Below are 21,513 nucleotides of genomic sequence, written 5' to 3' on the forward strand. Positions count from 1 at the left end.
AAACTCATATACATTGTATCACGCTTCGGTGGCAAAGTGGGAAGGAATATGATAAAATGTCGATACGGAGGTCCTATTATGGCAAAATCAAAGAAGAAAAGCAGCCTGCCTTTCCTGCTGATTGTTATCATTCTCCTGATCATCATCGCGGTGAGTCTGTTCAACATCGTCCGCCTGATCGGGAAGTATCAGGTAGGCACCACTGTTTATAATAAGGTAGCAGAGCAGGTGGATGCCGGAGAGAAGGGTATCAACTGGGACAAGCTCCTGAAGATCAACGGGGATACTGTCGCCTGGATCCGAAATCCGGGGACCGTCATCGACTATCCGGTGTTGCAGGGCGAGGACGACGAGTATTACCTACACCGTCTGATCAACAGAGAGTATGATTTCAAGGGCAGTATATTCATGGCGGCAGCCAACGACCCGAAATTCAAGGATTTCAATACCATCATCTATGGACACCGCATGAAGGACGGGAGCATGTTCCACAGCCTTGCGGATTATCTGGAGGATGGATTCTACGAGAAACACAAAGTCATGCAGATCTTCACCCCCAAGCGGGATTATGATCTTCATGTGTTCGCCGCCATGGAGGTGCCGGTGGACAGCCCGCTCTACAAGATCGATTTTCAGGATGACGAGGAGAAGCAGGAATATCTGAACCAGATCGATGCGGAGTCTGTGCTGGATACGGATGTCGAGCCAACGACAGAGGATCACATCGTCATGCTCAGCACCTGCGCCTACGATTACGAGAATGCCAGAGACCTGGTGTTCGGGGTGCTGAGGGAGAAATAACGAGCGTCAGAAGGTGTCCGCGTTTACCCGGGAGTGACGTCCCCGCCTGGTGTTGAATTCCTTCAAACTACCTGAAAAGATCTGTTTCAAGGAACTTTTTTCAACGACTCCTTCAGATTTTGCGAATTGTGCTTTTTCAAGGAAAGCGTTACGGCAGGAGGTCGCAGCGGACGGGACTCCAAACGCCTACTTCGGACCGAAAGCCCAACCGAATGCCCACCATAAATGAACGCACATCCGGCATGCAAAAGGAGCTGCCTCTATTTGAGGCAGCTCCTGATATATGTTATTCGATAGGCTGACCATTCCGGTCGAACAGCGGCAGCTCCGCCAGGTAGATGATGTCGTCCCGGCCGCGGGAGTCACCCTCCGCCAGTACTGTCATCTCCGCCACGATCTCGCAGTCGACCTGCGCCAGCAGCTTCTCCAGCGACTTCAGGGAACCGCCGGTGCTGATCACATCGTCCACCACCAGAACTCTCTTGCCGGAGAGGGTCTCCACCTCGTCCTCGCCAAGGACCAGTTTCTGTACGTGATCGGTGGTGATGGAATCCACTCTGGTCTTCACAACGTTGCTCATGTAGAGTTTCTCTTCCTTACGGGCGACCACAAAATCCTTGTTCCCGGACTGCCGCGCCATCTCGTAGGCAAGGGTGATGCCCTTGGACTCCGCAGTGACGATGGCGTCAAACTCCGGCGCCTTCTCCAGCAGCGCCTTGGAGGCGGCGATAGTCAGCTCTACATCCCCGAAGAGAATGAACGCTCCAATGTACAGGTCGTCGTTTACCGGACAAAGCCGTAGCTTCCGCTTGCACCCGGCAATGGTCATTTCGTAAAACATGTTAGCTTCCTTTCTGTGTCAGTGATGGGCACAGGCTAGCGCAGTGCCCCAAATACCTGTCCATTATACTACGATTAAACTATCATTTCAATATTTCTGTCACAAGCAGAAGGGGCGTATCCAGAATATTTTCTGCCCCGGCCTCCACTAGCTGCGCCCGGCTCCGGAACCCCCAGGTGCAGGACATACACTTGATGCCGGTGTTGCGGGCCGTCGCCACGTCCACCTCCGAGTCCCCGATGTAGATAGTCTGCTCCCGGCCTATGCCCGCCTCCTCCATGATGGCCAGCACCGGCGCTGGATCCGGCTTTAGCGGCATGCCTGCCTTCTGTCCCCGGACGATGAGATCCGGCAGAAACTCCAGATGCGAGGCACAAAGCTCCTGCGCCACGTCCTCCATCTTGTTGGTGAGCACGGCAATGCGGCAACCGCCCGCCCGCAAGGCATCCAGCATCTCCCGGATATGCTCGTAGGGTTTGGTCTTTACGTTGTAGTGCTCGCCATACCACCGGCGATAGAACTTTGTGACCTGGGCGGTGATCTCGGCAGGCGTGCCCTCCGGTACCGACAGCCGGATCAGGTTATCCGTCCCGGTGCCCGTGGCGTCCCGAACCTCTTCGCGTGTGCGTGGGGGCAGTCCGTACTCGGACAAAGCCATGTTCACGCTGTCCGCCAAGTCATCCAGCGTGTCCAGCAGTGTGCCGTCAAGATCGAAAATAGCTAGTTGATACATAATCTTTACTCCTTATTATAATAACTGTCTGCTTCAAGGAACTGCAGTAGTAATATGGTCTTAAGTCTTTCAACCGGATCGTTCCAGTCGATATCTATCATCTCGCTGGCGCGGTCGATCCGCTTCCTGATCGTATTGAAGGGTCGTGATCCCTTGTATTTCTTTGTTGATTCCCTTTCTTCCTGCAACTACCTCGAAGTCTCTGAAGAAATCATTAGCAAGCAATTCCGAAACCGCTATTCCCATATTCCTCTCCTTCCGGTTCATAGGGAGTGGGCAACCATTTCTATTTATAATAACACAAAACCGCCATATCATCTAATCGATATGACGGTTTCGGATCCATATTATTCGCCTGCGAGCATAGGCGTGTAATCCTCGACCCGTCGGGATTGGAATTCTTTTCGTATCTTTTCTCGCTCTTCGGGCATGGTCAGTATATCATAGGCAGTCGCTGCCATGACGCCGGCAGCCCAGTGTGCGGACTTCTCTCCAAGAGTGGATCCGCTGCAGGCGGTGGCTTGCCAGGTATGAGGGGCGACGCCCACAGGCCAGCTTGCCGCGGTGAACAGGTTCATCGGCATGATCTGACTCACATCACCGGAATCGGTCGATGCGTTCATGGGAGTGATCGTCCACTGCTCCCGTGGAGCGATCCCTTCGAACATAGGTATGTAAGGTCAGCGCATAGACAAGGAGGTGGGTATTGATTGTTCTAAAGAAAGTTATTGTTCTGAGCACAGTGGTTTGCTTGCTGATGGGTATCGGTCAGATCTGTGTATTTGCTGATGATGGATTGGAACCGTTTAAAGTGATGCCGTACAATTTGTATTCGACCAGGACCAGTGTGGGACTTTCCATCAATGCGTCTGGTACCGCGGCAGCAACTGCGAAAAGTACAGGGATACCAGGTATCACGACAAAGATGACGTGCAAGATGTCGATTCAAAAGAAAACCGGAGGCTCATGGGCAACGATAAAAAAATGGGGCAGCACCACGAAAGGCACGGTGTTGAATATGTCAGAGAAGAAAAATGTGGAAAAGGGAGTGTACCGGGTACATGCGGTGTTTCGTGCAAATGCAGGAAAGAAGAAGGAGAAGCTTTCGATGAATTCGAAGATTGTAGAGTATTAAAAGTCCACAGTATCTGATTGTATTATGACACAAACAGTAATTGGAAAGGAGAGTATGATTTAGCTTCCAACTAATCATACAAGGATTTGAAATGCGTTTCGGGTGAAAGACATGCAGACCAAAAGCACATCGCTTTAATAAAATCAGGCAAGCTGATTTACGGCGAATTAGAAACTGATTTTTATTTTCTTAGAGAAGAGGAGGAGACTGTCGATATCGTGGTTGCTGATAGCAATAAATTGAAATTGGGATTATGGCAAAATCATCTATGCTTATGGCAGTGCCATAAGCATAGGGGGAAATGCCATAAGAAAACGGACAAAACCCGCGATTTCTTATGGCAAAATCGGCTATTGTTATGGCACTGCCATAACAATATGGAAAACTGCCATAAGGATGCTCGCGAGGGCGCCTTCGCTGATAAGAGCAGGGGGTGTATGACTGTACAATGTCGGAGGGGAGATCTACTGCGGATTTGGAAATGAGAGGAGGAAGTGAATGGAATGGATGATTCTCTTGGTTTTCACCATGGTGGCTTGCTTTGTGCTTGTGGGCATATCGCAGCAGAGATACAGCGGACCGGGAGAAGAGGCCGACACCAGAAACAAGGAGGAATACGGGGTTCCCGCGAGGAGCCTGTATACATCGTCGGAGGTGTTCACGCTTCATCATCGCATTGAGATCACGGATGGCGGGGGCTGCGTCGTCTATCGCGCAGAGACTCAGTTCCCTTCCATCCATGACAAGACTGACATCTACGGCTCCGACGGACGTCATGTGGCGCATATCGAGCGGAAGCTGGTCTCTTTGCATGAACGCCGCTACGTGGAGATGGAAAACGGAAATCGTTTCATGTTATCCAACGAACTCTTTCATCTGATAAAAGACGTCACGAACCTTGAAGGCCTCGGTTGGCGCCTGGAGGGGAACCTGTTGCAACTCAATTTCTCCATCAGAGACGTGGGGGGTGAGCTGATCGCATTGGTGAGCCAGAAGGCCTTTTCCATACACGATAAGTATGCGGCTGATATATACAAGCCGGAACACGAGGAAGAGGTCGTCGCGATCCTGATCGCGCTGCAGCACATGATCCGTGACAGGCAAGGCACTTCGGCAAGTGTCGGATCTTCCTCGTAGTGGCAGTGGCCACACATCGCCAAGGCGTTAGTAGCGTGTTAGTATCGATATGGTAAGATTGCATTGTACTTGTTAATCACTGGTTTATCTTGGGTTCGGCAGCCTGCATGCCGAATCTGAGATGATCCGAGTGAGGAGGGATACGATGTTGTACAATTTTTTTATTACGTTCCGAAGCGACATCTTCGAGTTGATAGTTATTATTGCTGTATTGGTTCCGTTATATATGATCAACCGCAAGCTGTCTGTGCTGATCGAACAGGGGAAGGAAAAGCCCGGTCAGGATACCGCCCCACCCAAGGAAGAGGACTCTGCAGACAGAATGGAAGAGTGAAGAAACGACGAGGGTGGTCATGTTATTAAAGGCGGGGAATATCTGGGGCTCGTTATACTGACTTGGGTTTCCAGATTCATGATTTTGGAGCCATTGGGAATAGGATTGTTGAAAATAACCACTTGGGATACAGAAAACCGCCAATATGGGAAATCTGGTATCCAAGAGGTCAGCATGACGCAAGTTGGGAACAAAAATAGCGGAATGTAGGATTTGGGAAACGGAGGGGGAGCGGGAAACGGAGGGAGCGGGGACATTAGGGGCTATCAGAAAAAAAACGGCGTGCCAGAAATGGCACGCCGCGTGTTTTGTGAGTGCGTGGTGGTAAATCGCAAAAGACCTTCTTACATCAGCGTCCAGATACGCAGTCCGAACAGCACGAAGCAGATCCACATGATGCCGGTGATCTCCTTGAACTTGCCGGTGAACAGCTTGATCAGTACCCAGGAGATCATTCCGAACATGATGCCGTTGGCGATGGAGTAGGTGAACGGCATCATGATGAATGCCAGGAATCCAGCCACTGCATCGGCTACGTCGGAATCGAAGTCCAGGTTCTTGATGGAGCTGACCATCAGCAGGCCGACCCACAGCAGTGCCGGAGTGGTGGCAAAGCCCGGGATCGCCAGGAAGATCGGCGAAAGGAACAGCGCCAGAATGAACAACACGCCGGTGGTCAGGGAAGTCAGACCGGTACGGCCGCCTGCCACAACACCTGCACTGGATTCAACGTAAGAGGTAACGGTGGAAGTACCCATGCAGGCACCTGCACAGGTACCGATGGCATCTGCCAGCAGTGCCTGCTTGGCTCTGGGCAGCTTACCTTCCTCGTCCAGCAGGCCGCCCTTGGAGGCCACACCGATCAGAGTGCCGACGGTGTCGAAGATATCTACGAACAGGAACGAGAAGATAATGGTGATGAATTCTACGACGTGACCGCCGATCCAGGCGAAGTCAAAAGAGAAGAAGTTCATCTTGGAGGGCAGGAAACCGCCATGGAAGCTGGGGAACAGGGAGAATACGCCAGCCTCAACGTCTACCTGATACCAGCCGACAGCCTGTGCGATCATGCCCAGGATCCAGGTGGCCAGGATGCCGATGAGGATGTGTCCCTGTACATTGTAGTGGTTCAGCACCGCGATGATGATGAAGCCGACCACGGCCAGTACGAACTGCGGAGTACCCACGTGGCCCATATCCACCAGTGTGGACTCGCTGCCGATGACGATGCCGGCGCCCTTCAGGCCTACCAGCGCGATGAACATACCGATGCCGGCGGTGATGCCTGTCTTCAGGTTCTGCGGGATCTCGTTGACCAGCTTCTCACGGAAGTTGGTGAAGGACAGCAGGATGAAGACGATACCTTCGCACAGGACGGCGGCCAGGGCGATCTTCCAGGGATCATTGATGCCCTGCTCTGCCATCGGGATGCAGACGCTGTAGGCGAAGTAGGCGTTCAGGCCCATGCCGGAAGCAAGTGCCACCGGGTAGTTGGCGTAGAAGGCCATGATCAGTGTGGCGAAGGCTGCAGAGATGGCGGTGGCGGTGAAGATCGCTGCGCTGTCCATGCCGGCAGCGGACAGGATGTTCGGGTTGACCGCCAGGATGTAGACCATCGCCAGGAAGGTGGTAACACCGGCGGTGACTTCAGTCCTTACGTCGGTATTGTTTTCCTTCAGTTTGAAAAACTTTTCCATAATTCAACATTCTCCTTTTGCTCTGGATGTAACAAAAAAATACACATTTATTATATATGCAGAACCCGTACTTGTCAAAGAAAAAGTCAGCGGAAACGCGTCCGCTGACGATTTTTCGGTGCACAAAGCTTTGTGCAGGGGTTAGGCCTTGAGTTTGTCCGACTTCTCCGGGAGCTGGGACAGGACCACCGCCCCCAGGATCAGTGCGCAGCCGATGTAGCCGCGGATGTGCATGCTCTCGCCCAGGATGATGGCGCCGGTGATGACGGCGAACACAGACTCCAGGCACAGGATCAGGGATGCCTCCGTGGGATTGGCGTCGGCCTGGGCCACCACCTGCAAAGTGTAGGCCACGCCGCAGCTCATGACGCCTGCGTAGAGGATGGGGAACCAGCATTCCAGGATGGCGGACAGATCCGGTGTCTCAAAGATAAACATCAGCACCATGCCGATGGCTCCGGCGAACAGGAACTGCACGCAGGAGAGTTTGACGCCGTCGGTCTTCGGCGAGAAGTAGTCGATGACCATGATGTGGCAGGCGAAGGCGAAGGCACAAAGCAATACAAAGAAGTCGCCTTTCTGCAGATGGAACCCCTCTGCAGGGTTGATGCACAGCAGGTACAGGCCGATGACGCCCAGGACTACCGCTGGCCAGACGATCCAGCGGATCTTCTTGCCTACCAGCAGGGACAGGAAGGGGACGATGATGCAGTACAGGGCGGTGATGAACCCCGCGTTGCCGGCGGTGGTAAAGTAGATGCCGTACTGCTGCAGGGTGGACGCCACGAACAGGGCGAACCCGCAGCAGAGACCGCCGATGATCCACATCTTCCGGTCGGCTTTCTTCTCCTCTTCTGTGCGGGTGTCCGCCGGGGCTTTCTTCTTCCGCATGGAATCCATGATGAGTATCACCGGGATCAGGGTCAATCCGCCCACAAAAGTCCGAATTCCGTTGTAGGTGAAGGTGCCGATGTCGGCGCCCACCTTCTGGGCTACAAAAGCAGATCCCCAGATGAATGCTGTAATGAACAGCATGACGTTTGCGCGTGCTCGTTTGCTCATAGTAGTCTCTCCGTTTTCTCTTAAGGGTTTTGAGTGTTGGTGTGTGTCAGAGGGGACGGTTCTTTTTGACACACTCTGCGCTGAGTGTGTCAAAAAGAACCGTCCCCTCTGACACACACCAACACACCTCTGACACATCCACTACAATTATATGTTATAAAATGAAGGTTTACAAGTCGGGCGGGGTTTTTTTTCGGATAAAAATATGCTACTATGGTTGTATGAACTTACAATAATAAGGAGGAAGGATGCGTGTCGGAGGAAAGAGTGTGGGCGTTAGCCCGGGAGATCCAGGCGCCGGACCGGAGGGCCATGGAAGCTGCCGCGGCGCGGCAGGTGGAACTGGCCAAAGTGCCAGGGAGTCTGGGGAAACTGGAGGAGTTTTCCATCAAGATGGCCGGGATCACCGGAGAGGTGAAAGACAACGAGGTGAAGCGGCAGTGCATCGCACTTTTCAGTGCAGATAACGGCGTGGTGGAGGAAGGCGTGGCATCGGCCCCCCAGTCGGTGACCCTGAGCCAGACCATCAACTTTACCCGCCGAATCACCGGTGTCAGCTCCCAGGTGAAGTACTTTGGGATCGACCTGCTGGTGACGGATATGGGGGTGGCCATGGACATCCCGGAGGATCTGTACACCGACGACATGCTGACAGAAGAGGGGACTATTCCCGTGCAGATCGTGCGCCGCAGCCTGGGGAAGGGAACCGCCAACCTGGCCAAGGGCCCGGCCATGAGCCGGGAGCAGGCCGTTCAGGGAATCCTCACCGGGTTCGAGGCAGCAGATGCCATGAAGCAGGCTGGGGTACAGCTTGCCGGCATCGGCGAGATGGGGATCGGCAACACCACCACCAGTTCCTGCCTGCTGGGCGCCCTCACCGGTGTGGATCCGGTGAAGCTGGTAGGCCGGGGCGGAGGACTGGACAACGAGGGACTGGCCGCCAAGGTACGGATCGTAGGCGAAGCGTCGGAGCGATGCAGGGGTATGGATCCCATCGGAATGCTGGCCGAGATCGGAGGGTTCGATATTTGCGCTATGACGGGATGTTTCCTGGGCGCGGCCCGAAACAGAATGCCGGTGGTGATCGATGGATTCATCTCCATCGTGGCGGCTTGCATGGCCAGAGAGTTCAATCCTCTGGTGACGAACTACATGTTCGCTTCCCATAAGTCCGCCGAGATCGGGTACGCCACCGCCATGGAGCGGCTGGGGCTGACTCCCATGTTTGATCTGGGGATGCGGCTGGGCGAGGGGAGCGGATGCCCCATCGCCTTCAAGATCCTGGAGGCCTCCTGCGCCACCATGAGCATCATGAAAACACTGGCAGAGGGCTCCATCGATGCAGCCTATCTGGAGGACATCAAGAAAGGGAACTTCTTCTAATGAATATATTCATCAGCGGTGGATGCAAGAACGGCAAGTCCCTGCACGCCCAGGAACTGGCACGGGACATGGCGCGTGAGAACGGCCGGCCCCTCTACTATATCGCCACCATGATCCCCCATGATCAGGAGGATCGGGACAGGATCGTGAGGCACCTTGCGGCCCGGGAGGGCTGGGGATTCACGACGCTGGAACAGCCGCTGGATCTCACGGCGCTGCTTTCCCGCCAGGATGTGGACAAAGCCGGAGCTTTCCTGCTGGATAGCGTGACGGCCCTTCTCTCCAACGAGATGTTCCGGGAGGGAGGCGTGTATGATCCCGAGGCCGGTGCGCGGGTGAAGGCGGATCTGGTACGTTTTGCCGAGGAGACCGGGAACACGGTGTTCGTCTCTGATTACATCTACGCAGATGCCGGGCAGTACGACGACTGGACAGAGAACTACCGAAGGTCATTGGCCGGGTGTGACCGGGCACTGGCCCAGGCTTGTGACCAGGTGTTGGAGGCATCCTTCGGCACCTTCCGGAGGTGGAAATAGAGAATGAAAAATCTGACGACCGCCTTCTCCATGGTGTGGGGGAACTTTACAGTGCTCCCCTGCCCATATAAGAGGTGGGACAGCAAACTGAATAATCTGATGCTGGCGTTACTGCCGCTTGTGGGGGCAGTGATCGGCGGGCTTTGGCTGCTGCTTGTTGAGGGGCTGGAACTGGCCATCTCCGGATTTCCCCACAGCGCGTCCATGACGCATCTGATCAGTCTGGCGGCCGCCTTCTATATCTATGCCGTGTGCGGGTTCATGCACATGGACGGGTTCATGGATTGCAACGACGCCATCCTGTCCAGAAGGCCCCTGGAGGACCGGCAGCGAATCCTGAAGGACTCCACCGTGGGGGCGTTCGCGGTGGTTACCGTAGTGTTCCTGGTGCTGGCCTTCTATGTGTCGATGGACAGCCTTCTGGAACAGGCACTTAGGACATGCCCCCGGCTCCTGTGGGGACTGTTCCTGCTTCCGGTGATGAGCCGGGGCACGGCGGCTATGGGGGTGCTGGTGCACAGACCCATCGGGCACAGCCAATATAACAAGAGTTTTGGAGAGCAGGGGAAACAGAAATATATTGGGATGGTGTTGCTGCTTATGGTAGCAGCGGTATTGGCAGCGGCCTATTTCGCTGGTCCCTTCTGGTGGGTCTGTCTGACGGACGGTGCCCTGGTGCTCCTGGCGGGATGCATCGCCATGGAGCGGGCCCGGCGGAATCTGGGCGGCATGAGCGGAGACATCGCAGGATACACCATCTGCTGGAGCGAGCTGGCAGGGGTGCTGGTGCTGGCGGTGCTGGCAGGACTGTCTGGGTGACGGGCATCGACAGAAAGAGATGTCCCAATGACACACTATAGTGAGGAGTTGTTATCAATGAAGGAAATCGTTGAGAAGATCGCAAAAAACCGCAGGCTGTTCACCGTGCTGTTAGTAACTTTGGTGGTGGTGCTGGCGGCGGTAGTCTTCTGGAGCTTCGACAGAGTTCGCGCCAGAGAGGTCGCGCAGGAGAAGGCCCGGGTCGAGGCAGAGCGCCAGTTGGAGAACCAACAGAAGGCTGCCCTTCAGGAGTACTTCCTTCCTCGACTGAAGATGCTGGAGACACTGCAGAAGAAGAGGGCATCCAACTACCGGAAACCGACAAGGTCCCAGAGGAACCTAAGCATCGCGGCCATCTTTGTGGATAACGATGGGGACGGGATTCCCGAGCTCTGTATCGACCACCCGGCTTTGTCCTACGAGAGTAAGGACGGGAAATATACCCGCGTCAGCTACGATGGCATGTATATGGGGAATGTGAGTGTAGCCCTGTACAACGAAGGGAAGATCTGGACGGTTCCGCTGAAACTCCGAAAGAAGATCAGGGACCAGAAGTTAAACATCCACCCGGTTGTCTATGTCTCCGGCGATCAACGGACGATCTCCATCGTTTTCCAGAGAGCCGGTGCGGAGACCCTGTGGGACGGTTACCTGTACAAGGTAGATGAGAACGGTATCCGAGAAGTAGCCCGGCAGTTCGACGTGCGAGACAACGCCCCCTCCAATCGGATCGGGTCCATGAAGATCACGCCGGAGTTCAAGGCATTCCAACGGAAGTTCTTCCTGAAGGACGCGGCCGTATATAAGGAAATGCTTTCCTACGACCAGGAAGGTAACATGAAGATCTATCATTCTATGGATAGTTTCCGGGAGACACTGAGGTCCCGGGGCATCCTGCCGGAAGAGGGAGGAGGCCAGAAATAGAGGAGGAAAGAACATGGTTTTGATCACAGGCGGGGCGTACCAGGGCAAGCTGGACTACGCACGCAAGGAATATGGCATCACCGAGGAGGATGTGTTCGACTGCAGGGAGGAGAATCAGGAAGCCCTGCTGCCGGCTCTGGACTTCAACAGGAAGGTGTTCACCCATATGGAAGGCTTTGTGCTGGCCTGCGTCAAGTCCGGCATCGAGGCTCAGGCATATCTGGAGATGAACCGGGACGCGCTGGCGGGGAAGATCATCATCGCCGACGATGTGACCCAGGGCGTGGTACCCATCGACGAGCAGGAGCGCGCCTGGCGGGAGGAGACCGGCCGGTGCCTGACGATGCTGGGGCTCGCGGCAGACCGGGTGGTCCGGGTATTCTGCGGGATCCCCCAGATAGTAAAAGGAGAGTAACATGGAATCGAAGATGATCCTGATCCGTCACGGCCTCACCGAGGGAAACCTGAAGCGGTGGTTCTACGGCGGGGTAGATATCCCGCTGGCAGAGGTGGGCATAGAAGCGCTGCAAAAGCAGGCGGCATCGGGCGAGTATCCGCAGGTGCCCGGAGATGCCCAGTACTTCACCTCCGAGCTTCAGCGCACAAAGCAAACGCTGGAGATCCTCTACGGGCGTCACCGGTCCAAAGCCCTGCCTCTGCTGAATGAGATGTGCTTCGGCGAGTACGAGTGCACCCGGTACGAGGATATGGAGGGCGATCCGGTGTTCGATGCCTGGATTAATGACATGACTGGACGCACCGCGCCGCCGGGAGGGGAGTCCAGGCAGCATTTTGCGGCGCGGGTATCCAGGGGACTGGCAGAGCTTAAGGGTCTGCATCAACTGAAGGAATGGTCCCATCGGCACGGCGGTCAGTCCGCCTACTCTGTGGTGGTGTGCCATGGGGGCGTCATCGGGACGATGATGATGGAACTTTTCCCAGAGAAGGAAGGGACGCTGTGGGACTGGATCCCAGATCCCGGATTCGGGTACACGCTGGATTTCAGCGGGCGGATGGATGGAGTGGTGACCGGTTACCATCGGATCGGACCAGCTCCCGTTAATTCCACCTTCCGTGAGGATTAGAAATACAATTTGCGAACAACCTGCCGTCTTGAAGAGGGCAGGTTTCTTTCATATAATAGGGATTGAGAAAGAGGTGCTATATTATGAAAATCGAGATCATGGATCTGATTCTGAATCCTTTTATACTGATATTCGCAACAGTGGTCCTGGGAATGCTCTTCGGGAAGATCAAGTTCGGCAAGTTCAGTTTTGGAACCTCCGGTGCCATGTTCGTGGGACTGGTGATCGGCTGGGCGGTGTTCCGGCTGGCCAGCGGGATCTACGACGCAGGCGATGAGTCCGCCGCGGGGTATGAGGCGGCCAGGACCATCCTGGAGACTAACAACGAGAAGGTCATCAATTCCGGGTTCTTCACCGCTTCCCTGATCCTGTTCGTGGCCGCCGTGGGACTGCTGGCAGCCAAGGACATCGGATACATCCTTCGCAAGTACGGACCCCGGTTTATCATCATGGGTCTGGTGATCACCTTTGTGGGGGCGGGCATCACTTACACCTGCACCGGAGTTGCCAAGGGGACCAACAACTATGCAGTGACCGGTGTCTATACCGGCGCCATGACCAGTTCACCGGGACTGGCCTCCGCCCTGGAGTCTACGGAGAATCACGCCAAGGAGATGTCTTTGAATTACGAGCATCTCAGCAGCAAGGAGAAGGCCAGTGTCATCAACATCATCAATCTTGACCGCAAGTACGACCTGAAGGTGTCTGATGTGAAGGAACTGGACAAGTCCATGCGTCAGACCTACGTGAACCAGGCTACCGCGCAGGTAGGCATTGGCTCGGCAGTGGCGTATCCCTTTGGGGTAGTCATCGTGATCCTGGCAGTGAACTTCCTCAGCGTCATCTTCAGGTTTGATGTGGAGGAAGAGAAGCGGCTGTATCGGGAGGAGATGGCCCGGGCGGCCAGCGCCGGGAAGGGAACGGAGATCCCCACTACGGACTTCAGCATCACGTCCTTTGCATTGGTTTGTTTCCTGGGATACCTGCTGGGGTCTGTCCGGATCTACGCAGGCCCTCTGGGGTACATCAGTCTGGAGGCCACCGGGGGCGTCCTGATCGGGGCATTGATCCTGGGATACATAGGGAAGATCGGCCCGATCTCCTTCCGTATGGATCCCCACATCCTGAGCATGGTGCGGGAGCTGGGGCTGGTGGTGTTTCTGGCCATCGTGGGACTGAACTATGGCTACGGAGTATTCGACGCCATCATGGGATCTGGCCTGACTCTGGCCCTGATCGCTCTGATCGTAGGCTTTGTCGCATGCATGGCGGGGTTCCTGCTGGGGCGTTACGTGTTCAAGCTCAACTGGATCCTGCTTGTGGGTGCGCTCTGCGGAGGCATGACCTCCACACCGGGACTGGGGGCAGCCACAGATGCGGTGGGCAGTGATGAGCCCGGTGCCGGTTACGGTGCCACCTATCCTTTCGCTCTGGTGGGGATGGTGATCTTCTCCATGGTGCTCCAGAAGCTGCCGTTGCTATAACGAACGCCAGGAGCGTCATCCCTGACGTGCGAGCACGTCAGGTTCTTTGCTCCGCCTTAAGGAATCTGAAAACTTAAGAAAAATTAAGGGCCCGATTTGGGCCCGTTTTTTTCTGTGCATTGCACTTGCAAAAAAAGAGTGCTATAATTACTATGCACTCTAATATGTGCATTTTCAAATGGAGGGATCAATGGGACTTAAGAGAAGGATCGTGATGGTACTGCTGTTGGCAGTGTGTATGGTGGTGAGTACGGGGCAGGTCTCCCTGGCCAAACGCGCCATCAAGACAGACGTTTCGCTGAAGGGTATGATCACGTCGGACAGCGCGATTGAACTATCCTGGAACGCCTACCCGGGGGCCAGTTTCTACCTGGTCTACCGTGCGCCTGTTTACGATGGAATACGGTTCGGCCGATACAAGCACATCGGAACCGCCTACGGCAATTCCTACGTGGATGGCAATGTCAGCAGGGACAACACCTACAGATATCTACTGCGATTTGGAGTGGGCAAGACCAGTTACAAGTCCAAGGTGAAGGACGTCCATGTGGGTATCGAAGCCCCCAGATTCCTGATGGCAAGGGACGGAGGCGATGAGTTTTCCAGCACGGACTACAACCGGATCACGCTGGTGGCGGCGCCCGGTGCGGGAACGATCCCCGACGGGATCCTCCTCCAGAAGAAGGTCGACGGGAAATTCAAGAAGATCGACGCCAAGGATTACGGTGATGATGCCGCCAAGGACGGCTACAAGCTGGAGTTTGTGGACCGGGATGTGAATGCCGGAGAGAGCTATCAGTACAGGATCGCTGCCTACAAGGGGAAGGACGAGAGCGGTACCCGGAGCGGGTACACCTACATCAACATGAAAGCCCTGAATCAGGTGGGCCGATACAAGGTGTGCTGGACTCCTCTCAGAGGACTGGAGCAGGAGAATACCGTAGCACTCCGTGTGGATTCCCAGAAGTACAACTACGGGTTAGTTCTGAATAAGCATAACCGTTGTCAGGTGACCCTGGGCATGGACAAGTCCGGAAAAGGAGAAACGACGGAGGCCCGTGTCAGCCACTACAGCGCAGACGGCAAGACCTGGGCCAAGGCACCGGCGGGATTCACCATCAAGGGGGGCACCACATATCTGGCCCTCACCGGAAAGAACGTCGGGACGGACACGGTAGGTGAACTGAAGATCCCGGGATCGTACAGCGGTAAGGCGGCAGCGATATCCGTGATGAACCAGCTGAAGCTTTTCTATCTGTATAGTGATGCGAACGTGGAGTTCTATGGGAACAAAGACAACCGAAAATAGAAACAAAGGAATAACGGCATTTTTCAACAGACACTTCGGTACCATACTGGCATGGCTGGTAGGTATTGCAGTGTTTTTGTTGTTGTGCATATGGCTGCAGGGGTACTTCACTCACGAGAGGATCGCCAGGGAGACCATGGAGTCTCTCAGCGTGAAGGACACCAAGGGTATCGTGGCAGTGAATGAGCAGGCAGAAGATCCGGTCACTCTGGATGCCCGGAAGGTGGCCGAGGATTACCAGGCCCGCCAGAAAGCCAAAGAACGCAAGGCCCTGAAGAAATGGCTGGCGGCGCAAGAGAAGAGAGTAGCGAAGGCCAAGGCCAAGCGCGCCCGCAAGGAGGCCTGGGACCGCAGGACCAAGGAAGCCTGGGAGAACACCCACCGCACCTGGAGTGGGAGCGGTTGGAACGGGCTGCCCCTGACGCCTGCGCGAGGGTCTATTACAGGCCCCTCCGGCAAGGAGACCTACTACAACCTGAACATGTCCGTCTGTGTCAGCATCATGCGGGGCATGGGCTTCTCGGAAGAGGAATTCCCCTACGAGGTCCGGGCAGACGGCGTCAAGACTCTGGGAGGCTTTGTCATGGTGGCAGCCAACCTGGGGATCCGGCCCAAGGGGTCTTACATCATGACCTCCTGCGGACCGGGAATCGTGGTGGATACAGGCGGTTTTGCCAGCCGCAATCGAACACAGCTTGACCTGGCGGTCAACTGGTAACAGAACAGAGGAGTATGGAGATGAGAGATAAGAGAATAATCCTGGTTGCAGTCCTGGTGGTGGTGGCACTGGTGCTGGGGGGCGTGGTGTACGCCGTTACCCGCACAAAGCCCACCGCGCCGGCAGAGCCGGCGCAGCCGGAGCCTCAGCAGGAGGAGCAGACAGAACAGAAGGAAGAACCAAAGGAATCCAAACTGAAGGCTGACCCGGCGGTGGCCCTGGCCATGAGCAACCACCACGACGAGGGGCTCTTCCTGGTAGATGGCGATCAGGTCTACTATTCCGACTTTGATGGGGACGGTAGAGCCATGCTGGTGCGTTCCGATCTGGACGGCAAGGGAAAGAAGACCGTGCGGAAGGACTGCGATGCGTCCTACCTGACTGAATACAAGGATGCTTTGTACATGATCATCTGGACCCGGGACGAGGCGCCGGTTCTCTGCACCATGGAGAAGGATGGCAGCGGTTTCAAGAAACTGGTGGAGGGCGCGGTGGATCTGCAGATCGAGGACGGCCGCCTCTACTACAACAAGGCAGATACCACCGAGCAGTCGGACATCACCAATGCCGGATACTACAACTCGGAACTGGACGGCTCCGGGGAATCCCAGCTGCTGGACAAGGAGACCTACGACAACTACGTAGTGGACGGAAAGATCTACTACCAGGATGAGAAGGACGACCAGACTGTCCACGTCATGGACATGGAGACTCAGGAGGACAAGCGGCTCACCAAGACCCACAGCCACGGCTTTGTTGTGGACGGAGACACCGCCTACTACATCGACACCGAGGACTCTTCCGACGCCACCACGGGCAATCTGATAGAGATGGATCTGGAAACCGGGAAAACCAAGGTCCTCGCAGGCGAAGCCTATAAGGACGTGCTGATCGTGCGGGAACACAATCTCCTCTACTGTGACGGAGAGAACAACTACCACCTGTCTCAGATCGACAAGGGGCTGTCCGGCAAGAAGGAGATAGCCTCCATCGACAACCCGGACTACGTGTACGCCACGGAGGACAGAATTCTGTTCTTTGACTACGATTATAACTGGAGATATGTAGAAGGCGTGTACAGCTGCGGCGGAAGCGATGAGTATCTGAAGAGGCTGGATGAATAATATGCAGGGTTTGACGAATAGAGAGGTAGAGGACAGGGTCCGTGAAGGGCTGGTCAACGTGGAGGTGGATCCTTCCACCCGCACTGTCAGGCAGATCGTCCGGTCCAACGTGCTCACCTATTTCAATCTGATTTTTACAGTGCTGGCAGCACTGCTGATCGCGGCGGGGTCCTTCAAGGACCTCTCCTTTATGTTGATCATTTTTGCCAATACGGGGATCGGTATCTTTCAGGAACTGCGGTCCAAGCAGACACTGGACAACCTGAAATTCGCCAGAATGCCCCGGTGCCGATGTGTCCGGGAGGGCCGTGAGACGGAGGTGCCCACGGAGGAACTGGTGCTGGGTGATCTGGTGATCCTCTCAGCAGGGAACCAGATCCCGGCGGATGCCACCGTGGTAGAAGGGGTCGTGTCAGTGAACGAGTCATTGCTCACGGGAGAAGCGGACGAGATCGAGAAGAACCCGGGAGATGATCTGCTGTCGGGAAGTTACATTATATCTGGGGAATGCCAGGCGCATCTGACGGCAGTGGGCCGGGATTCCTACATTTCCAAGCTGTCTATGGAGGCGACCCGCCAGAAGAAGGGAGATGACAAGTCCCAGATGGTGCGGTCGCTGGACAAGCTGGTGATGGTGATCGGCGTGCTGATCATTCCCATCGGCGGCATTCTGCTGTACCAGCAGATGATGATCCAGCACCTTCCCTTCCGGGAGTCGGTGATCGCCATGGTGGCGGCCATCCTTGGGATGATTCCGGAAGGCCTTTACATGATGGCTAGCATCGCCATGGTGGTCAGCGCCATGCGTCTGGCCCGGACAGAGGTGCTGGTGCAGAACATGCGGTGCATCGAGACGCTGGCCCGGGTCGATGTGCTTTGTGTAGACAAAACCGGGACCATCACAGGGAACGACATGCACGTCACCGAGGTGCGGCCGATGATGCGGGGAATCAACCCTGCCGGGCTGCACGCGCTGCTGTCGGACCTGGCGGCCAGCCAGAACCGGGACAACATCACCATGGCGGCGCTGCAGGCGTATTTTGACAAGCCGAAAGGGCGGAAGGCGAAGAGGATCTGTCCCTTCTCCTCGGCCTACAAGTATTGCGGCGTTGTATATAAGGAAGGGAATTTTGTGCTGGGGGCGCCGGAGTACGTGCTTGGGAGTCTTCTGGAGGAGCCCGCCGGAAAGTACGCGGTGGCGGATCTGCTGGAGGAGAGAGGAGGCGAAGGCGGCCTTCATGAGCATCGGCCGGAGACGCTGGCGGATGTGATCGCATTGATCAGCGCAGAGGGCAACCGTGTGCTGGCTCTGGCCCAGACGGAGATGGAGCCGGACGGCAGTCCCATTGAGGGAGCGGTGCGGCTGCTGGCGCTGGTGAGCCTGGCCAACCCCATTCGGGAAGGTGCGCAGGAAACCTTTGCGTACTTCGCGAACAACGGCGTGGAGGTGAAGGTGATCTCCGGAGACAATCCGGTGACGGTGTCCCGGGTCGCCCAGACCGCGGGGATCGAAGGCGCGGAACGATATGTGGATGCGCGGACGCTTTCTACCGAGGAGGACGTGGACAAAGCCATGAGCCAGTATACCGTTTTTGGACGGGTGAGCCCGGAGCAGAAGCGCCAGTTCGTGAAGAGCCTGCAGAAACAGAAGAAGACCGTGGGCATGACCGGGGACGGCGTGAACGATATCCTGGCGCTGCGGGATGCGGATATCTCCATCGCCATGGCCTCCGGCAGTGAGGCGGCGGCAAGCGCATCTCAGCTGGTGCTGATGGACTCGGATTTCTCTCGCATGCCTCTGGTGGTGGCAGAAGGGCGCCGGGTGGTGAACAACATCATCAAGACCGCTACCCTCTATCTGACCAAGAACATCTTCTCACTGTTATTGGCGCTGTTCTCGGTGGCCAGCGTGCTTCAGTATCCGCTGAAGCCATCGCAGATCACGCTGATCAGCATGTTTACAATAGGAATCCCCAGTTTCCTGCTGTCGCTGGAGCCCAACCGCAGGCGGATCCGGGGAAGTTTCCTGGGGAGCGTCTTCAAGAAGGCGGCACCTGCAGGGATCACGCTCTTTCTGTCCGTCAGCGCGCTGCTTGTGTTCGGGCAGGTGATGGAACTCTCTGCCGATGATGTGTCTACCGCAGCCTCTGGCCTGGTGGCGCTGGTGGAGTTCATGATCCTTGCTCGGGTAGCCAAGCCCATGAACCGGGTCCATGTGGGAATGATGGTGGTGATGCTGGCGGGATTCTTCTATGCCATCCTCTTCCACAACAACCTCTTTGGGATCAGTCCGCTGGACTGGCAGAGTGCGCTGCTGCTGGTGGTGTTCATTCTGGCCACCGAGTGCCTGTATCGGTATTTCTATCGGTTCACCACCTTTCTGGAACGCCTTGCGGAGAAGGGATTCCGAAGGGTGCGCAGCCATACAGAGGGGGGATTGGAGGAACCGAAAAAAAACTTTCAGAAAACCAAAAAAAGTTGTTGACATGAGTGTCGGAGAGTGGTATAGTATTTACTGTTCGCGGTAAGCGGGCGCGGGCGAAAGTCCGCTGAACATTGAAAACTCCATAGACAGAAATCTAGTAGTCAAACAAGACAATTACAGGTTACATGTTAACCAACCTGGATCATTGAGACATGAATGATCCCCAAGATTTCCAAAACAGTAATACGGTAACAAGAGACGCAAGCGTCTGACCGGATACAAACGGAAAGAGATGATAACGCGAGAGCGTTAACATACCATTTTCATTAAGAGTTTGATCCTGGCTCAGGATGAACGCTGGCGGCGTGCTTAACACATGCAAGTCGAGCGAGAATCGCTCTGATGACGCTTCGGTAGATTCAGGGCGAGGAAAGCGGCGGACGGGTGAGTAACGCGTGGGAAACCTGCCCTTCACAGAGGGACAGCCGAGGGAAACTTCGATTAATACCTCATAACGCATCGAGGTCGCATGGCCATGATGCCAAAGATTTATCGGTGAAGGATGGTCCCGCGTCTGATTAGCTAGTTGGTGAGGCAGCGGCTCACCAAGGCGACGATCAGTAGCCGGCCTGAGAGGGTGAACGGCCACATTGGAACTGAGACACGGTCCAGACTCCTACGGGAGGCAGCAGTGGGGAATATTGCACAATGGGCGCAAGCCTGATGCAGCAACGCCGCGTGAAGGAAGAAGGCCTTCGGGTCGTAAACTTCTGTCCAAAGGGAAGAAACCTGACGGTACCTTTGGAGGAAGCCCCGGCTAACTACGTGCCAGCAGCCGCGGTAATACGTAGGGGGCAAGCGTTATCCGGAATTACTGGGCGTAAAGAGTACGTAGGTGGCCCTGTAAGCGTAGGGTTTAAGGCGACGGCCCAACCGTCGTTCGCCCTGTGAACTGCAGAGCTTGAGTGCTGGAGGGGAAGGCGGAATTCCTAGTGTAGCGGTGAAATGCGTAGATATTAGGAGGAACACCAGTGGCGAAGGCGGCCTTCTGGACAGTAACTGACACTGAGGTACGAAAGCGTGGGTAGCAAACAGGATTAGATACCCTGGTAGTCCACGCCGTAAACGATGAGCACTAGGTGTCGGGCTCATAAGAGTTCGGTGCCGGAGCAAACGCATTAAGTGCTCCGCCTGGGGAGTACGCACGCAAGTGTAAAACTCAAAGGAATTGACGGGGACCCGCACAAGCAGCGGAGCATGTGGTTTAATTCGAAGCAACGCGAAGAACCTTACCAGGGCTTGACATCCCTCTGAAAGACCGGGTAATGCCGGTCCCCTCTTCGGAGCAGAGGAGACAGGTGGTGCATGGTTGTCGTCAGCTCGTGTCGTGAGATGTTGGGTTAAGTCCCGCAACGAGCGCAACCCTTGCCGTTAGTTGCCATCATTAAGTTGGGCACTCTAATGGGACTGCCGGAGACAATCCGGAGGAAGGCGGGGATGACGTCAAATCATCATGCCCCTTATGTCCTGGGCGACACACGTGCTACAATGGCCGTCACAGAGGGAGGCGACGGAGCGATCCCGAGCGAACCCCCAAAGGCGGTCCCAGTTCGGACTGCAGGCTGAAACCCGCCTGCACGAAGCCGGAGTTGCTAGTAATCGCGGATCAGCATGCCGCGGTGAATGCGTTCCCGGGTCTTGTACACACCGCCCGTCACACCATGGAAGCCGGGGGTGCCCGAAGTCGGTCAACTAATCAGACTGCCTAAGGCAAAACTGGTGACTGGGGTGAAGTCGTAACAAGGTAGCCGTATCGGAAGGTGCGGCTGGATCACCTCCTTTCTAGGGAGACACTGGATACTGTCTATGGGTTTTATGGGGAATTAGCTCAGATGGGAGAGCACCTGCTTTGCACGCAGGGGGTCAAGGGTTCGAATCCCTTATTCTCCACCATTAACTTCTGCGG

Annotated in this window: 21 protein-coding genes, 1 tRNA gene and 1 rRNA gene; 17 read left to right on the top strand and 6 right to left on the bottom strand. The window is 55.6% G+C overall.

Going from position 1 to position 21,513, the window contains the following annotated elements:
- Window positions 1-78 precede the first annotated feature (78 nt).
- Window positions 79-801: a class B sortase gene (srtB, locus tag P156_RS0108225; RefSeq protein ID WP_027869716.1), complete on the top strand. Its 723-nt coding sequence runs from the start codon at window positions 79-81 to the stop codon at window positions 799-801.
- Window positions 802-1,087: 286 nt separating this feature from the next.
- Here the strand turns inward: srtB and P156_RS0108230 are convergent, their stop codons facing one another.
- The 4 genes from P156_RS0108230 to P156_RS0108245 all read right to left on the bottom strand — a co-directional run bounded on the left by P156_RS0108230 (window position 1,088) and on the right by P156_RS0108245 (window position 3,043).
- The gene (locus P156_RS0108230) at window positions 1,088-1,642 is read right to left on the bottom strand and encodes a phosphoribosyltransferase family protein (RefSeq protein ID WP_027869717.1); all 555 of its coding nucleotides are present in this window, start codon (window positions 1,640-1,642) and stop codon (window positions 1,088-1,090) included.
- An 82-nt stretch (window positions 1,643-1,724) separates the two neighbouring features.
- Window positions 1,725-2,375, bottom strand: coding sequence for an HAD family hydrolase (locus P156_RS0108235; protein ID WP_034802425.1), 651 nt, complete (start codon window positions 2,373-2,375; stop codon window positions 1,725-1,727).
- Between the two features lie 69 nt (window positions 2,376-2,444).
- Window positions 2,445-2,621 carry a hypothetical protein gene (locus P156_RS13360; protein ID WP_185752176.1) on the bottom strand — a complete coding sequence of 59 codons (177 nt, stop codon included), beginning with the start codon at window positions 2,619-2,621 and terminating at the stop codon, window positions 2,445-2,447.
- Window positions 2,622-2,722: 101 nt separating this feature from the next.
- Complete coding sequence (locus P156_RS0108245; RefSeq protein ID WP_185752177.1) at window positions 2,723-3,043, bottom strand: hypothetical protein; 321 nt, start codon at window positions 3,041-3,043, stop codon at window positions 2,723-2,725.
- Window positions 3,044-3,081: 38 nt separating this feature from the next.
- Between P156_RS0108245 and P156_RS0108250 the strand changes: the two genes are divergently transcribed.
- The 3 genes from P156_RS0108250 to P156_RS0108265 all read left to right on the top strand — a co-directional run bounded on the left by P156_RS0108250 (window position 3,082) and on the right by P156_RS0108265 (window position 4,981).
- The gene (locus P156_RS0108250; protein ID WP_027869720.1) at window positions 3,082-3,510 is read left to right on the top strand and encodes a hypothetical protein; all 429 of its coding nucleotides are present in this window, start codon (window positions 3,082-3,084) and stop codon (window positions 3,508-3,510) included.
- A gap of 498 nt (window positions 3,511-4,008) precedes the next feature.
- On the top strand, window positions 4,009-4,647 hold the full coding sequence (locus P156_RS0108260) for an LURP-one-related/scramblase family protein (protein WP_027869722.1): 639 nt from the start codon (window positions 4,009-4,011) through the stop codon (window positions 4,645-4,647).
- 145 nt (window positions 4,648-4,792) lie between these two features.
- A complete protein-coding gene (locus P156_RS0108265) occupies window positions 4,793-4,981 on the top strand; it encodes a hypothetical protein (protein ID WP_027869723.1) in 189 nt (62 codons plus the stop codon).
- Window positions 4,982-5,325: 344 nt separating this feature from the next.
- On the opposite strand, the gene P156_RS0108270 is transcribed toward P156_RS0108265, so the two are convergent.
- A complete protein-coding gene (locus tag P156_RS0108270; RefSeq protein WP_027869724.1) occupies window positions 5,326-6,678 on the bottom strand; it encodes an NCS2 family permease in 1,353 nt (450 codons plus the stop codon).
- A gap of 141 nt (window positions 6,679-6,819) precedes the next feature.
- Entirely contained in the window at window positions 6,820-7,740 is a 921-nt protein-coding gene (locus tag P156_RS0108275) for a DMT family transporter (protein WP_027869725.1), read from the bottom strand.
- A 252-nt stretch (window positions 7,741-7,992) separates the two neighbouring features.
- On the opposite strand from P156_RS0108275, the gene cobT reads away from it, so the two are divergent.
- From cobT to P156_RS0108340, 13 genes are all read left to right on the top strand, one after another.
- Window positions 7,993-9,123, top strand: coding sequence for a nicotinate-nucleotide--dimethylbenzimidazole phosphoribosyltransferase (gene cobT, locus P156_RS0108280; protein WP_027869726.1), 1,131 nt, complete (start codon window positions 7,993-7,995; stop codon window positions 9,121-9,123).
- Window positions 9,123-9,659, top strand: a complete 537-nt coding sequence (locus tag P156_RS12125; RefSeq protein ID WP_051600854.1) for a bifunctional adenosylcobinamide kinase/adenosylcobinamide-phosphate guanylyltransferase — start codon at window positions 9,123-9,125, stop codon at window positions 9,657-9,659. The genes cobT and P156_RS12125 overlap by 1 nt, the downstream gene beginning before the upstream one ends.
- A 3-nt stretch (window positions 9,660-9,662) precedes the next feature.
- The gene (locus P156_RS0108290) at window positions 9,663-10,478 is read left to right on the top strand and encodes an adenosylcobinamide-GDP ribazoletransferase (RefSeq protein WP_027869727.1); all 816 of its coding nucleotides are present in this window, start codon (window positions 9,663-9,665) and stop codon (window positions 10,476-10,478) included.
- Window positions 10,479-10,505: 27 nt separating this feature from the next.
- The gene (locus tag P156_RS0108295) at window positions 10,506-11,402 is read left to right on the top strand and encodes a hypothetical protein (RefSeq protein ID WP_185752178.1); all 897 of its coding nucleotides are present in this window, start codon (window positions 10,506-10,508) and stop codon (window positions 11,400-11,402) included.
- Window positions 11,403-11,415: 13 nt separating this feature from the next.
- Entirely contained in the window at window positions 11,416-11,817 is a 402-nt protein-coding gene (locus P156_RS0108300) for a bifunctional adenosylcobinamide kinase/adenosylcobinamide-phosphate guanylyltransferase (RefSeq protein ID WP_027869729.1), read from the top strand.
- Between the two features lies 1 nt (window position 11,818).
- Window positions 11,819-12,487: a histidine phosphatase family protein gene (locus P156_RS0108305; RefSeq protein WP_027869730.1), complete on the top strand. Its 669-nt coding sequence runs from the start codon at window positions 11,819-11,821 to the stop codon at window positions 12,485-12,487.
- Between the two features lie 83 nt (window positions 12,488-12,570).
- Window positions 12,571-13,971, top strand: a complete 1,401-nt coding sequence (locus tag P156_RS0108310; protein WP_027869731.1) for a membrane protein — start codon at window positions 12,571-12,573, stop codon at window positions 13,969-13,971.
- Between the two features lie 190 nt (window positions 13,972-14,161).
- Window positions 14,162-15,280, top strand: coding sequence for a hypothetical protein (locus P156_RS0108315; protein ID WP_027869732.1), 1,119 nt, complete (start codon window positions 14,162-14,164; stop codon window positions 15,278-15,280).
- A complete protein-coding gene (locus tag P156_RS0108320; RefSeq protein WP_027869733.1) occupies window positions 15,255-15,998 on the top strand; it encodes a hypothetical protein in 744 nt (247 codons plus the stop codon). Before P156_RS0108315 ends, P156_RS0108320 begins: the two co-directional genes overlap by 26 nt.
- A gap of 20 nt (window positions 15,999-16,018) precedes the next feature.
- Complete coding sequence (locus tag P156_RS0108325; RefSeq protein WP_027869734.1) at window positions 16,019-17,122, top strand: DUF5050 domain-containing protein; 1,104 nt, start codon at window positions 16,019-16,021, stop codon at window positions 17,120-17,122.
- A complete protein-coding gene (locus P156_RS12130) occupies window positions 17,115-19,607 on the top strand; it encodes an HAD-IC family P-type ATPase (protein WP_051600855.1) in 2,493 nt (830 codons plus the stop codon). Before P156_RS0108325 ends, P156_RS12130 begins: the two co-directional genes overlap by 8 nt.
- A 262-nt stretch (window positions 19,608-19,869) precedes the next feature.
- Window positions 19,870-21,389: ribosomal RNA gene (locus P156_RS12135) — 16S ribosomal RNA — on the top strand.
- Between the two features lie 35 nt (window positions 21,390-21,424).
- Window positions 21,425-21,500: transfer RNA gene (locus P156_RS0108340), tRNA-Ala, on the top strand.
- The last annotated feature ends 13 nt before the right edge of the window (window positions 21,501-21,513 follow it).

Source organism: Eubacterium sp. AB3007 (assembly GCF_000688015.1).
Lineage (GTDB): Bacteria > Bacillota > Clostridia > Peptostreptococcales > Anaerovoracaceae > Aminicella.